This is a genomic window from Pseudorhodoferax sp. Leaf274 (genome assembly GCF_001422445.1).
Taxonomy (GTDB): Bacteria; Pseudomonadota; Gammaproteobacteria; order Burkholderiales; family Burkholderiaceae_C; genus Pseudorhodoferax.
Genome location: NZ_LMNA01000012.1, coordinates 400,241 through 413,134, shown reverse-complemented (window position 1 = coordinate 413,134; position 12,894 = coordinate 400,241). Strand labels below are relative to the sequence as shown.

Here is a 12,894-nt window from a genome sequence, read left to right as displayed (position 1 = left end):
ATCAGGCGGCGTTGGCGGGTGCGGGGACCGTGACCAGGACTTCGCCGGTTAAGAGGTCTTGCATGAGGCCGAGTTTCTTGAAGCGGAGTTTGTCGAGCTGATCCGCTTCAGCTCGCAACCGAAGTTCCACCGAAGCAAAGCGCTCGATGATCCGCTCTTGTTCGGCCAAATCAGGTAGCGGGACGGGTATCGCTTGACACATCGCCAGCGTGACATTGACCTGCCCAGAAGTCTGCTTCGCGCGCTGAAGAATCCATTGCTTAGCTAAATCTGTGGTGAGCCAGATCAACAGAAACCGCGAAAGCACTTGGCTGCTAGGTCTGAACACGGCGATTGCCTGGTTGATATTGAGACTCTGGTCCTCCACCAACCCAACTTTGCCAAGCGGTGGTCCCACGATATTCATCAACACGTCGCCGACAAAGCAACGAGACCGTGACAAGGTCGTCGTATGCGTTTTTCCAGAAATTCGGAAATCACTAGCCGCGAAAGAAAGCCGCCCGTCGAAAGTCAGGTTGTCGACTCGCAGAAATCGCACCCCATCAGCGCCCTGCCACATTTCAGAAGCTAACGGCGTTGTGCCTTTAGTAATCAAGGAGCAAAGCGCACCTGCCTTAACCAAGTTCCAAGACTTTGGCAAGAAGCCAAGCTCCCAATCTCGATACAGTACGGCGGCCGCGGCGGGCGGCGGCCGTAGTTGCCCATTAGACAGCACCCCGCGCGTGAACAGATCCTGCATCAGCCCAGCCTTGATCTGCCGGTTCTTCTCGATCAGCGCTTCGGTGGCTTCGATGGCGTTGTCGAGGCTGGTGAGGATGGCGGCAATGCGCCGTTGCGCGGTGCCATCCGGCGCAGGAATGCGAAAACGTCGAAAGAAATCGGATGGCACGCGCTGCTGCCCCGCCGAGCCCGACATGAACAACTTGGCTTTATCACGGGTGGCGCCCCACTGCAGCCACTGATGCAGGTAGCGCGCATCGTGGCCATTCTTGGCCCGCAACACATGAAACTCAGTGCTGCCGCAACCCACGCCTCCCTCCAACCCGTGAACAAGCGCCCCCTTGCCGTTCTCCATGCACGGGGTGATCTTGGCGAACAGGATGTCACCGTCTTGAAAGCGCGTGAAACCGGTTTTGACGCGCTCAAACGGTCTCGTTTGATGAGAGATCAGTCGGCCGGATTCGCTGACATCCGCCATGGCGACAAAACTCACCATGGTTGCATCGGATGGGAGTTTCGTCAGTGGCGGATTGATGTCCGCAAGCTCGCTGATCGGCTGCTCAGTCATACCCCAGCTCCGCGAGATGCTCGGCCAGTTCGACAGCAGCCTGTTCGCGCTTGACTTCCAGTGCCATGGCTGTCACGGCGTATTTCTCCCACAGGTTCTCAACGGCGGCCACACACGCCCGCTGATCCGCCCGCAAGTACTGCCGGTAACTCTCCATCAACACCGCTTCCAGCCGCTGCAGGATCGCCTGCCGCGCCTGCGCCGGACTGATCTTCTTGCGCGCCTGCTCCACCAGTTCGTCGCGGCTCTTCTCCGTGCCCTTGATCAGCGCCTTGAGCCCCTTGGCCTCATCTTCAAGCTTCTTGTGCGCGGCCAGCAGCGCCTCCAGCCGCTGCGCCTCGGCCTGGTATGCCGTCCAGTCGCCAAAGCTCCTGTCGCGCTTGGCCAGCTTCATCGAGCCCTTGGCCTCCTTGAGCTGGGCCTTCAGTTCCTTGACCTGCTCGGGCGGCAGTACGCCGGTGCCGTCCACATCCTCAAAATCCTCTTCGCCGGCGGCAGCGAACAGTGCCTGCAGTTCCGCCAGCCGCGCCTGCTGCTGCTCCAGCTCAGCCAGCACCAGCGGGAACTGGCTCTGCAGGATGTCGTCGTCAGGGATCAGTTCCGGCCCCCAACCGCTGGCGGCGATGGACTTGAAATCGGACTGCAGCAGCTTGTAGTAGTTGGCGAAGGCGCCGCGCACCTGGTAGCGCGTGAGCAGCGCCGCGCCCGTCGCGGTGGCCGCGAACTGGCGCTCGATGCCCTTCAGCAAATCGATGCGCAACTGGTAGACGTTGCGCGCCGTGGCGTGCTGGTTGTCGGCGTCGGGCGCCAGCGCGTCGACCACCGGCAGATGGGCCTGCCACCACGCCTGCAGTTGCTGCATGAACGCGGCATGCCGTTGCCGCACGCCGGCATGCTCGGCCACGTGGGTCGCGATGGCGCGCCGGTCCGCCAACGCGGGGCTGAAGTCCATATAGCGGCCGTCAGGCGACGCAGGGCGGGGCACGAAGCAGCTCTCGCGCAGGCCCGCGTACTGCGCCCAGAAATGTTCCAGCGCATCCACCTCGGCGACAGGCACGCCACCGTGCAGGTGCGCGCGCACGTCCTGCGGCTCGGGCGGCGGCGCGTTGTCCACGTAGCGGCGAATGTTGCAATTGAAGTCTTCGGCCGCGATCTCCTCGTAGGGCACACGACGGGCGTAGGCCGGCACGTCATGCCCGTCGCGGTAGACGTGCACGATCTTGTCGATGTCCTCGGGCCGCAGGTGGTTCTGCGCCTTGCCCTCGCGGTACTCGCGGTCGGCGTTGATGAACAGCGCGTGCCGGCGCTCGGCAGCGCCGGCCTTGTTCAGCACCAGGATGCAGGCCGGGATGCCGGTGCCGTAGAACAGGTTGGCGGGCAGGCCGATCACGGCCTCCAGCACGCCGCGCTCGATGAGCAGCTTGCGCACCTCGCGTTCTTCGCCGCCGCGGAACAGCACGCCGTGTGGCATCACGGTGGCCAGCTTGCCGTCGATCTTGAGCACGGCCAGCATGTGCTGCACGAACATCAGGTCGGCCTTCTTGCCCTTCTCGGGCAGCCACACCGGGAAACGGCCCGGGTGCTTGATGTCCTTCTTGATGTAGTTCTGGCTGAAGGGCGGGTTGGCAAGCACGCGGTCGAAGCGCTTGAGCTGACCGTCCTCGTCGTGGTGCTGGGGTTCGCGCAGCGTGTCCTGCTGCTCGATGCTGGCATCGGGGATGCCGTGCAGCAGCATGTTCATCTTGCAGATGGACCAGGTGGTGCCCATCTTCTCCTGCCCATACAGCGCCACGTTGCCGGCCTGGCGGCCATGCTCGCGCAAGTAGTCACGTACCTGGATCAGCATGCCGCCCGAGCCGCAGGTGGGGTCGTACACGCGCATGTTCTCCTGCGGGTCACACAACTCCACGCACACGCGTACCACCTCGGCCGGCGTATAGAACTCGCCGGCCTTCTTGCCGGCCTGGTCGGCAAAGTCCTTCAGCAGGTATTCGTAGGCCGCGCCCAGCAGGTCGGGGAACTCGAAGTCTTCGTCCCGCAGCGGAATCTGGTCGAAGTTCTGGATGAAGTTGACGAGGGTGTCGTCGTCCAGCGTGGTCTGGCCGATCTTGCGGTTGAAGTTGATCGTGCCCTTGAGCACGTCCTGCAACGCGTCGGCGTTGGCGTCTTCCAGGGCCTCCAGAGCCTTGTTGAGCATGGAGCCCACGTTCTCCTTGGTGTGCTTGAGCGCGGGGTATTGCACGCCGGTCTCGGCGTCGGTCCACGGCGTGCTCCAGCGCGCACGCGCCGGCACATAGAAGTACTGGCCGGAGTACTGGTCGGGGTCGGCCAGGTTGGCGACGATGTCGGCCGGCGACAGGCCGTCGCGCTCGCCCTGCTTCTCGATCTGCTCACGGCGCTGGTCGAACAGGTCGCTGGCGCGCTTCAAGAACAGCATGCCGAAGACGTATTCCTTGTACTCGCTGGCGTCCATGTTGCCGCGCAGGTCATCGCAGGCGGTCAGCAGCAGTGATTCAAGGCGGGCAAGGGTCAGACGGGTGCGGGACATCAGGGCGAAAGGGAGGCGGTCGGCAACCCGCTATTGTGCTGCGGACGGGGTGACCGACGACCCTGGGCCGTCGCCCCCAAATGCAACAAGGCCCGCATGCGCGAGCATGCGGGCCTTGCATCCATCAGTCGACGCTCAGTGGGTCGCCACCGCAGGCGCCACCTGCCCGCCCCCCTTGCGCAGCTTCCAGATCGCCAGCCCCATCTGCCACACGATGAACGAGCCCACCAGCGTGAACAGCGTGCCGGCGATCGGCCGGTGCGCCATCTCCAGGAAGCTGCCGCGCGTCAGCAGCATGGCGCGGCGGAAGTTCTCCTCCAGCATCGGGCCGAGGATGAAGCCCAGCATCAGCGGCGCGGCGTCCAGCCCCAGCCGCATGAACATGTAGCCCATGGCCCCGAAGGCGGCGGTGACGAAGATGTCGTCGACGTTGTTGTTCACGCTGAACGAGCCGATGCAGCAGAAGAACAGGATCGCCGGGAACAGCACGCTGTACGGGATCTTGAACAGCGTGAGCCACCAGCGCACCAGCGGCACGTTCAGGATCAGCAGGAAGCAGTTGCCCACCCACATGCTGGCCACCAGGCCCCAGAACAGGTCCGGATGCTCGGGGATCAGGTTCGGGCCGGGCGTGACGCCCTTGATCATGAAGGCGCCCATCATGAGTGCCATGACGGCGTTCTCGGGGATGCCGATGCTCATGAGCGGGATGAAGCTGGTGCGCGCGGCCGATTCGTCGGCTGCGGCCTGGCCGGCCACGCCCTCGATGGCGCCCTCGCCGATCTCGTGCTTGTACTTGCTGACCTTCTTGTCCACGGCATAGGCCGCGAACTGGGCGATCACCGGGCCGCCGCCGGGCAGGATGCCCAGGAAGGAGCCCAGCACGCTGCCGCGCAGTGCGCTCGGGATGATGCGCTTGAACTCGGGCCAGGTCGGGATCAGCTTGATGGCGCCGTTGAAGGGCGTGCGCTCTTCCTTGGCGTCCAGGTTCTTGGTGATCTCGGCGATGCCGAAGCAGCCCAGCGCGATGCTGACCAGGCCGATGCCGTCGGCCAGGAAAGGCATGTCCATCGTGAACCGGGCCACGCCGCTGTTCACGTCGGTGCCGATCTGGCCCAGCAGCACGCCGACCATGCACATGGCCAGGCCGTTGAGCAGGCTGCCCGTGGTGACGAAGCTCACGCAGACGAAGCCCACCATCATCAGCGCGCAGTAGTCGGCCGGGCCGAACAGGAAGGCCACCTGGCTCAGCGTGGGCGCCAGGAACGCCAGCACCACGATGGAGATCGTGCCGCCGATGAAGCTGGAGAAGCCCGCCGTGAACAGCGCCAATCCGGTCTTGCCCTTGAGCGTCATCGCGTAGCCGTCGATGCAGGCCACGATGGAGCTGGCATGCGGGATCTTCATCGTGATCGCGCTCACGCTGTCGCCGTACTGCGCCCCGTAGTAGATGCCGGCAAGCATGATCAGCGAGCCGTCCAGCGGCATCGAGTAGGTCAGCGGCAGCAGCAGGCTGATGGTGGCCAGCGGGCCCAGGCCTGGCAGCAGGCCGACCATGGTGCCCACGGTGCAACCGAGGGCGCAGTACATGAGGTTGTCCAGCGTCAGCGCGTGGCCGAAACCGAACATGAGGTTGTGGAGGACGTCCATCGCAGCTCCTTCAGATCAGCGGCAGGGAGAGGCCGAGCAGCTTCTGGAACGCGAAGGCCACCAGGATCAGGCCGATGCTGATCTTGATGTTGCGCGACACCGAGTAGGTGGTCGCTGCCTTGCCCGAGATGAACACCATGGCCACGATCGCCACGAGCATGTTCACGTACAGCGAAAGAAACGCGAACACGCACAGCGAGACCAGCAGCAGGCCGATGTTCTTGATGTTCAGGTCCAGCGGCTCGCGCGCCGTGAAGCGCGAACGCACGATGATCATCAATGCGATCGTCAGCAGGATGCCGCTGACGATCAGCGGAAACAGGCCGGGGCCGGCCCGGCCGAGGGAGCCGGTCTGGTATTGCAGCGAGAAGCCGCCGAATACCAATGCGATGAGTGCCAGGAACAGGCCCCTCGCGAGATTGCGGTCGATCATCATGAACTTCCGATGGGTTGGTCTCCACGCCTGCGTCGCCGGAACATGGCTTCGCAGGCGCCTATGGGCCACGCAGGCGGCAAGCCGCGGGCCGTGCCGGAATTCTTGGCGGCGGACCGCTGCCCCGCCCTATCGGGTACCACGTACGACAGCTTGGCGACAGCTTCGCGCGACGGGGGCTTCAGGCGCCGGCGTTCGGCAGGCGCACACGCACGCACAGGCCACGCCCGGACGGCCCGGCCAGCAGTTCGGCGCTGCCCGCGTGCAGCTGGGCAATGTGCTGCACGATGGGCAGGCCCAGGCCGGTGCCGGGCCCGCTGGCCGAGCGGCCACGGTGGAAGCGGTCCCAGGCGCGGGCCAGGTCGGCGGCGTCCATGCCGGGGCCGTCGTCCTCCACGTCCAGCACCGCGTGGCCGCCCTCGGTGCGGGTGCGCACCGTCACCTGCGCGCCGCGCCCGGCGTGCTGCTGGGCGTTGTGCAGCAGGTTGGCCAGCAGCTCGCGCAGCAGCCAGGACTCGCCCAGCACCGCCGCGGGCTGCAGGTCGAAGCCCAGGTCCTGCCCGGCGGCCAGGGCTGGCCGCACCCAGTCGGCGGCGGCCCCGGTCACGAGTTGCGCGAGGTCGATGCGCGCAGCGTCGCGCCGCTCCAGCGCCGCGCCCTCGGCACGTGCCAGCGTCAGCAACTGGTGCGACAGATGGGCGCTGCGCTCGGCCGCGGCATGCAGGCGCTGCAGCCGCGCATGCAGTTCAGGCGGGTGCGGCTGCGCCAGTGCCTGGGCCGATTCGGACAGCAGCACCGCCAGCGGCGTGCGCAGCTGGTGCGAGGCGTCGTCCAGGAAGCTGCGCTGCACACCGACCGCCTGGCGCAGCCGCCCGAACAGCGCGTTGATGGCGCCGCCGAAGAAGGCCACCTCGCGCGGCAACTGCTGCAACGGCAGCGGATCGAGCTGCTGCAGCGAGCGCCGTTCCAGCTCCTGCGATGCCTGCTGCAGCGGCCGCAGCCCGCGCCCCACCGCCACGCGGGCCAGCACCGCCAGGCACAGGGCCAGCAGCAGGCTCACGCCCCCCGCGGCCAGCACGACGGCGCGCGCCGCGGCATCGCGCTTGCCCAGCGACTCGGCCACGAGGATCGGGCAGGTCTGCCCGCCACAGGCCGCGCCGTGGGCGACGACGCGCATGGCCTGGCCGCGCAGTGCGCCGTCGAAGAAGCGCCAGTCGCCGCGCGGCAGGTGCGGGTCCTGCGCCAGCAGCGCGCGCTCGCCGGCCAGCAGGCGGCCCTGCGCGTCGCCCACCGCGAACACCACCTCGTCGACCAGGTCGGCCCGCAGCGCACGCGCGGTCTGCGCACTGAGCGGCAGGCGGGCCTGGCCCTCGTGCTCCTCGAGGATCTGCGCGAGCGCCACCGTGGTGTCGGTCAGCGCGCGGTCCAGGCTGTCCATGGCCGGCTGCACGGCCAGCAGGTACAGCAGGGCCGTGGCCAGCGGCACGAGCACCACGAGCGGTGCCAGCAGCCAGAGCAGCAGCGCGTGCCGCAGGCTGGGCACCGCGGCCGGCGGCGCCCCCGGCACGGGCGCCTCAGGCGCCATCGGGCTCCGCAGCCTCCAGCAGGTAGCCCAGGCCGCGCACGGTACGCAGGCGCACGCCGCCCGGCTCGATCTTGGCGCGCAGGCGCGAGACCAGCAGTTCCAGTGCGTTGTCGGAGGTGCCCGCGGCCCAGCCCGGCACCAGCGCCATGAGCTGCTCGCGCGAGACGACCTGGCCGGCCCGGGTCATCAGGTACTGCAGCACCGTGGATTCGCGCGCGCTGAGCGGCAGCGCCTGCTCGCCGATGCAGGCGCGCATGCCCTGCGGGTCGAAGCGCAGGGCCGCCAGCGCCAGCCTGCCTTCGCGCCGGTTCTCGTGCCGGCGCACCAGCGCGCGCAACCGGGCCACCAACTCGGCCGGGGCAAAGGGCTTGCACATGTAGTCGTCGGCGCCGGACTCCAGGCCGGAGACGCGGTCCTCCACGCTGTCGCGCGCGGTCAGCACCAGCACCGGCAGCAGCCAGCCGCTCGCGCGCACGCGGCGCAGGGTTTCCAGCCCGTCGATGCCGGGCAGGCCCAGGTCCAGCACCAGCAGGTCGTAGGCGTCCTGGGCCAGCGAGCGCGGCACGGGCTCGCCGCGGTCGCTCACGTCCACGCGCCAGCCTTGCGCCTGCAGCGCGCTGGCGACCGAGGTGGCCAGGGCTTCGTCGTCTTCAACGAGCAGGATGTGCATGGTGGTGGGGGCGTGCGCAGGCGCCGCATTGTGCCCGGGGTCGTGCCCGGGGTCGCACCGCCATTGCAGAATCGCCGACCATGACCCCTCCCCCCGCGCTGGACGCTCCCCCCTGCGGCGTGCGCCACCTGGTCGTGGTGCTGGGCGACCAGCTCGACCGGCAGTCCGCCGCCTTCGACGGCTTCGATCCCGCGCAGGACCGGGTCTGGATGGCCGAGGTGCTGGAGGAGTCCACCCAGGTCTGGAGCACGCAGCCGCGCATCGCCATCTTCCTGGCGGCCATGCGGCACTTCGCCGATGCGTTGCGCGGCGAAGGCCTGCACGTGGACTACCGCCGGCTGGACGACGCGGGCAACCGCGGCACGCTGGCCGCCGAGCTGGGCGCGGCGCTGGCCCGGCTGCGGCCCGCCGCGGTGGTGCTGGTGCAGCCTGGCGAGTGGCGCGTGCGCGAAGCCCTGCACGCCGTGGCTGCCAGCAGCGGCGTGCCGCTGGACGCGCGCGAGGACCGGCATTTCCTGTGCACGCCGGCCGCTTTCCAGCGCTACGCCGAAGGCCGCAGCGCCTTGGTGATGGAGCACTTCTACCGCGCCATGCGCCGGCGCCACCGCGTGCTCATGGACGGCGACGCCCCCGCCGGCGGTGCCTGGAACTTCGACACCGACAACCGCGCCGCCTTCGGCCGCGACGGCCCCGGCTTCCTGCCGCCGCCCGCGGCCTTCCCGCCCGACGCCACCACGCAAGAGGTGATCGCGCTCGTGCGTGCGCGCTTCGCCGGCCACCCGGGCCGGCTCGACGCATTTGCCTGGCCGGTCACACGCGCCCAGGCGCTGCAGGCGCTCGACGCCTTCATCGGCGAGCGGCTTGCGTTCTTCGGCCACTGGCAGGACGCGATGTGGGGCGGCGAGCCCTGGCTCTACCACGCGCAGCTCAGCGCGGCGCTGAACCTGAAGCTGCTGGAGCCGCGCGAGGTGATCGCGCGGGCCGAGGCGGCGTACCGCAGCGGCCAGGTGCCGATCGCCTGCGCCGAGGGCTTCATCCGCCAGATCCTGGGCTGGCGCGAATACGTGCGCGGCATCTACTGGCGCGAGATGCCGGGCTACCTGGAGCGCAACGCGCTCGACGCCCACGCCCCGCTGCCCGACTGGTACTGGACCGGCCGGACCGACCGCGAATGCCTGCGCGACACCATCACCCAGACGCTGGACCTGGGCTATGCCCACCACATCCAGCGGCTGATGGTCACCGGCCTGTATGCGCTGCTGCTGGGCGTGGAGCCGGTGCAGGTGCACGCCTGGTACCTGGCCGTCTACGTGGACGCGGTGGAATGGGTGGAGCTGCCCAACACGCTGGGCATGGGCCAGTTCGCCGATGGCGGCCTGCTGGGCAGCAAGCCCTACGTGGCCAGCGGCCAGTACATCGCACGCATGAGCGACCACTGCCGGCACTGCCGCTTCCAGCCCGCGGAGCGCACGGGCGACAGCGCCTGCCCGTTCACCACCCTGTACTGGGACTTCCTGGCGCGCCACGCGCAGCGTTTCGCCGCGCACCCGCGCATGCGGGCGCAGGTGCAGAACCTGGCGCGGCTGTCCGATGCCGAACGCGGCGCGATCGCGCTGCGGGCCGACGCCATACGGCGTGGCGAGGTGTGAGCTGTTGCAGCCACGCGCGTGGCCCACATGGGGGCGGCACGCGGCCGCGCTGCCCTGTACCATGCCATGTGGCCCAACGACAACACTTTGCCGACATGCCTGATGCACCGCGACGACGCGCTGCCGCCCCATGATCGAAACGCTGCCGCCCGCCCCCGCCCCCACCCCCCGCACGGACCTGGCCGTGGTGCAGCGTCGCCACTACGTCACGCTGCTGTTCTCCGACCTGTCGCGCTCCACCGAACTGGCCGGCGCGATGGAGGCCGAGCAGTACGCCGCCCTGCTCTCCATGCTGCGCATCGCCTACCAGGAGACCGTGCCGCGCTGGGGCGGCACCATCGTGCGCGTGCAGGGCGACGGGCTGCTGGCCATGTTCGGCCACCCGGTGCCGCACGAGGAGGCCGGGCGCCGCGCGGTCGAGGCCGCGCTGGCGCTGCACCGGGCGGTCGGACGGCTGGCGCCCCGCCTGCCGGCAGGCTTCGCACTGCAGCTGCACACCGGTATCCACGCCGGGCTGGTGCTGATCGGCGATGGCGACATCGAGCGCGGCCGCTTCGAACTGATGGGCACGGTGCCCAACATCGCGGCCCGCCTGTCGGACGCCGCCGGCCCGCACGAGATCGTCGTCAGCGACGAGACGCTGGGACCGGCGCGCCGCTTCTTCGGCGCCGGTGCGCCCAGCATGCTCACGGTCAAGGGCCGCGACGCGCCGATCCTCGTCTACCGCATCGGGGCCCAGGCCGAGACGCTGGCCGGCGTGCAGGCACGCAGCCGCAAGCAGGCGCCGCTGGTGGGCCGCCAGGCCGAGTCCGACCGGCTGGCGCGCGCGCTGGACGCCGCCTGCGGTGGCGCGCCGGCAGGTGTCGAGGTGGCCGGGCCGCCCGGCATCGGCAAGACGCGGCTGGTGGAGGAGTTCCTGCACCACGCCCACCAGCGCGACTGCCGGGTGCTGCGCGGCAGCTGCGACAGCGGCCTGGGCGCAGCGCCGCTGCAGCCCTTTCGCCAGATGATGCAGTCGCTCGGCACGGCCGAGCTGCCGGCGCGGCCCCGCGCCTTCACGGAGGCTTTCGAACGGCTGGCGACCGAGCAGCCGCTGGTGCTGTTCATCGACGACTGGCAATGGGCGGACGACGCATCGCACCAGGTGCTGGCCAGCATCCTGCAGCTGGACGGGCTGCGCCTGCTGGTGGTGTTGACGCGGCGCGTCGTCGGCAGCGCAGCGGCGCCGGCCACGCCGGGCTTCGACGCGATCACGCTGGCGCCGCTGGCGCAGGCCACCGCCGCCGAAGCCGTGGCCGCCTACCTGCCCGGCGCCGACCCCTTCGTGGTGGCCCAGATCTGCGCACGCGCGGGCGGCAACCCCTTGTTCATCGAAGAGCTGTGCCACTCCGCCGCCCACGGCGACAGCGGCCGGCTGGCGCCGCCGCCCAGCCCGGCCGGCTGGATCAACCAGCTCATCGAATCGCGCGTGCACAGCCTGGCCGCGCCGCTGGTGGACATGCTGCGCACCGCCGCCGTGATCGGCAACACGGTGCCGGCCTGGCTGCTGGCGCGCATCACCGGCCATGCCACCGACGGCCCGCTGCTGCGCGAGCTGGCCGAGCAGGACTTCCTGTTCCCCGGCGAGCACGCGGGCACGCTGCGCTTCAAGCACGGCGTCACGCGCGACGTCGTGTACGCCTCGGTCGGCCTGCTGCAGCGCCAGTGGCTGCATCTGCGCATCGCCGTGGCGCTGATGCAGCAGGCCCAGGCCGGCGTGCAGGAGGATGCCGAGGCGCTGGCCCTGCACTTCGGCGCCGGCGGCGATCCGGCGTTGCAGGCGCACTATGCCGAGCTGGCCGGCGACCGCGCGCTGGCGGTCTCGGCGCTGGATCGCGCCCGGGCGCACTTCCACGCCGCGCTGGCGGCACTGGAGCGCGGCGAGCTGTCGGGCGAGCGCGCGCTGCGCTGGGTCGACATCGTCGAGCGGCTCGCGATGGTCTGCATGTTCGACCCCGAGCGCGGCCAGATCGCGCTGGCCGAGCGCGCCGTGCTGCTGGCCCAGCGCCACGGGGACCTCGGGCGCGTGGCGCGCGCGCGCCACTGGCTGGGCTGCGTGCACTACGCCCTGGGCGAGGCGCGCCAGGCCATCCGCCATGGCGAGCAGGCCCTGCGCGAAGCCGAGGCGGCCGGCGACGAGCCGCTCGCCACGCAGGCATTGGCCTCGCTGGGCGAGGCGCACGCCGCGGCCGGGCACTACCTGCCCGCGGCCAGCCTGCTGGACCGCGCCATCGCGGTCAAGCGCAGCCACCGCAGCGGCCGCCGCACCAACGTCGGGCTGGCCTATTCGCTGGTCTGCCGCGGCGTGGTGCTGGGCGACCAGGGGCGCTTTGCCGCGGCCGCCGAATGCTTCGACCAGGCGCAGGACTGCATCGTCGGGCTCACGCACCAGATCGGCACCAGCATCGAAGGTTGGCGCGCCGCCGTGCTGCTGTGGCAGGGCCGCTGGGATGCCGCGCGCGAGGCCGCCGCGGCCTCGGCCCGCATCGCCGAAGCCACGCGCTGCCTGTGGCAGCTGTCGGTGGCCCGCGCGATCGGCGGCTACGCCGACTGGATGCTGCAGCGCGACCCGGCCGCGGTCGACCGCCTCGTGGCCGTGACCGACTGGGTGCTGCCACGCGACAGCGGCCTGTTCCGCTCGCTCAACCACGGCTGGCTGGCCGACAGCCTGCTGGCGCTGGGCCGGCCGGAGGAAGCGCGCCGGCATGCGCTGCTGGCCCTGCAGCGCGGCCGCCGCGAAGACCGCATCGGCCTGGCCATGGCGGCGCGCGCGATGGCGCGCGCGGCCCATGCGAACGGCCAGCGCGGCGCTGCGCAGCGCCAGCTGGCCTTCGCCTACCGCGTGGCGCAGGCGCGCGGATCGGCGCACGAGCAGGCGGCCACGCAGCTCACCGAGGCCGAGCTGGCCGCCGCCGACGGGGCAGGTGCGCATGCGCGCGCCCTGCTGGCGCAGGCCGAGGCGGCGTTCGCCGCCATGGACATGGCCTGGCACCTGGGCCAGGCGCGGCAGCTGCGCGAGCGCCTGTGACCCG

8 protein-coding genes are annotated in these 12,894 nt (G+C 69.9%); 2 read left to right on the top strand and 6 right to left on the bottom strand.

The window, feature by feature from the left end; translation table 11 throughout:
• Window position 1: 1 nt before the first annotated feature.
• The 6 genes from ASF44_RS15905 to ASF44_RS15880 form a co-directional block, all read right to left on the bottom strand.
• Window positions 2-1,288: a restriction endonuclease subunit S gene (locus ASF44_RS15905; RefSeq protein ID WP_082524800.1), complete on the bottom strand. Its 1,287-nt coding sequence runs from the start codon at window positions 1,286-1,288 to the stop codon at window positions 2-4.
• The gene (locus ASF44_RS15900) at window positions 1,281-3,836 is read right to left on the bottom strand and encodes a class I SAM-dependent DNA methyltransferase (RefSeq protein ID WP_056900191.1); all 2,556 of its coding nucleotides are present in this window, start codon (window positions 3,834-3,836) and stop codon (window positions 1,281-1,283) included. Before ASF44_RS15900 ends, ASF44_RS15905 begins: the two co-directional genes overlap by 8 nt.
• A 135-nt stretch (window positions 3,837-3,971) precedes the next feature.
• Window positions 3,972-5,486: a tripartite tricarboxylate transporter permease gene (locus ASF44_RS15895; RefSeq protein WP_056900190.1), complete on the bottom strand. Its 1,515-nt coding sequence runs from the start codon at window positions 5,484-5,486 to the stop codon at window positions 3,972-3,974.
• Window positions 5,487-5,496: 10 nt separating this feature from the next.
• A complete protein-coding gene (locus ASF44_RS15890; protein WP_056900313.1) occupies window positions 5,497-5,919 on the bottom strand; it encodes a tripartite tricarboxylate transporter TctB family protein in 423 nt (140 codons plus the stop codon).
• A 181-nt stretch (window positions 5,920-6,100) separates the two neighbouring features.
• Window positions 6,101-7,504, bottom strand: coding sequence for a sensor histidine kinase (locus tag ASF44_RS15885; protein ID WP_056900189.1), 1,404 nt, complete (start codon window positions 7,502-7,504; stop codon window positions 6,101-6,103).
• Window positions 7,494-8,174, bottom strand: a complete 681-nt coding sequence (locus ASF44_RS15880; protein ID WP_056900188.1) for a response regulator transcription factor — start codon at window positions 8,172-8,174, stop codon at window positions 7,494-7,496. The genes ASF44_RS15885 and ASF44_RS15880 overlap by 11 nt, the downstream gene beginning before the upstream one ends.
• A gap of 80 nt (window positions 8,175-8,254) precedes the next feature.
• On the opposite strand from ASF44_RS15880, the gene ASF44_RS15875 reads away from it, so the two are divergent.
• Both ASF44_RS15875 and ASF44_RS15870 read left to right on the top strand, forming a co-directional pair.
• Window positions 8,255-9,823 carry a cryptochrome/photolyase family protein gene (locus ASF44_RS15875; RefSeq protein WP_056900187.1) on the top strand — a complete coding sequence of 523 codons (1,569 nt, stop codon included), beginning with the start codon at window positions 8,255-8,257 and terminating at the stop codon, window positions 9,821-9,823.
• Between the two features lie 130 nt (window positions 9,824-9,953).
• The gene (locus ASF44_RS15870; RefSeq protein WP_056900186.1) at window positions 9,954-12,890 is read left to right on the top strand and encodes an AAA family ATPase; all 2,937 of its coding nucleotides are present in this window, start codon (window positions 9,954-9,956) and stop codon (window positions 12,888-12,890) included.
• Window positions 12,891-12,894 lie beyond the last annotated feature (4 nt).

Excerpts from the sequence above, each read along its gene's own strand:
- ASF44_RS15905 (WP_082524800.1), bottom strand. The coding sequence starts at position 1,288 with ATGACTGAGCAGCCGATCAGCGAGCTTGCGGACATCAATCCGCCACTG.
- ASF44_RS15900 (WP_056900191.1), bottom strand. The coding sequence starts at position 3,836 with ATGTCCCGCACCCGTCTGACCCTTGCCCGCCTTGAATCACTGCTGCTG.
- ASF44_RS15895 (WP_056900190.1), bottom strand. The coding sequence starts at position 5,486 with ATGGACGTCCTCCACAACCTCATGTTCGGTTTCGGCCACGCGCTGACG.
- ASF44_RS15890 (WP_056900313.1), bottom strand. The coding sequence starts at position 5,919 with ATGATCGACCGCAATCTCGCGAGGGGCCTGTTCCTGGCACTCATCGCA.
- ASF44_RS15885 (WP_056900189.1), bottom strand. The coding sequence starts at position 7,504 with ATGGCGCCTGAGGCGCCCGTGCCGGGGGCGCCGCCGGCCGCGGTGCCC.
- ASF44_RS15880 (WP_056900188.1), bottom strand. The coding sequence starts at position 8,174 with ATGCACATCCTGCTCGTTGAAGACGACGAAGCCCTGGCCACCTCGGTC.
- ASF44_RS15875 (WP_056900187.1), top strand. The coding sequence starts at position 8,255 with ATGACCCCTCCCCCCGCGCTGGACGCTCCCCCCTGCGGCGTGCGCCAC.
- ASF44_RS15870 (WP_056900186.1), top strand. The coding sequence starts at position 9,954 with ATGATCGAAACGCTGCCGCCCGCCCCCGCCCCCACCCCCCGCACGGAC.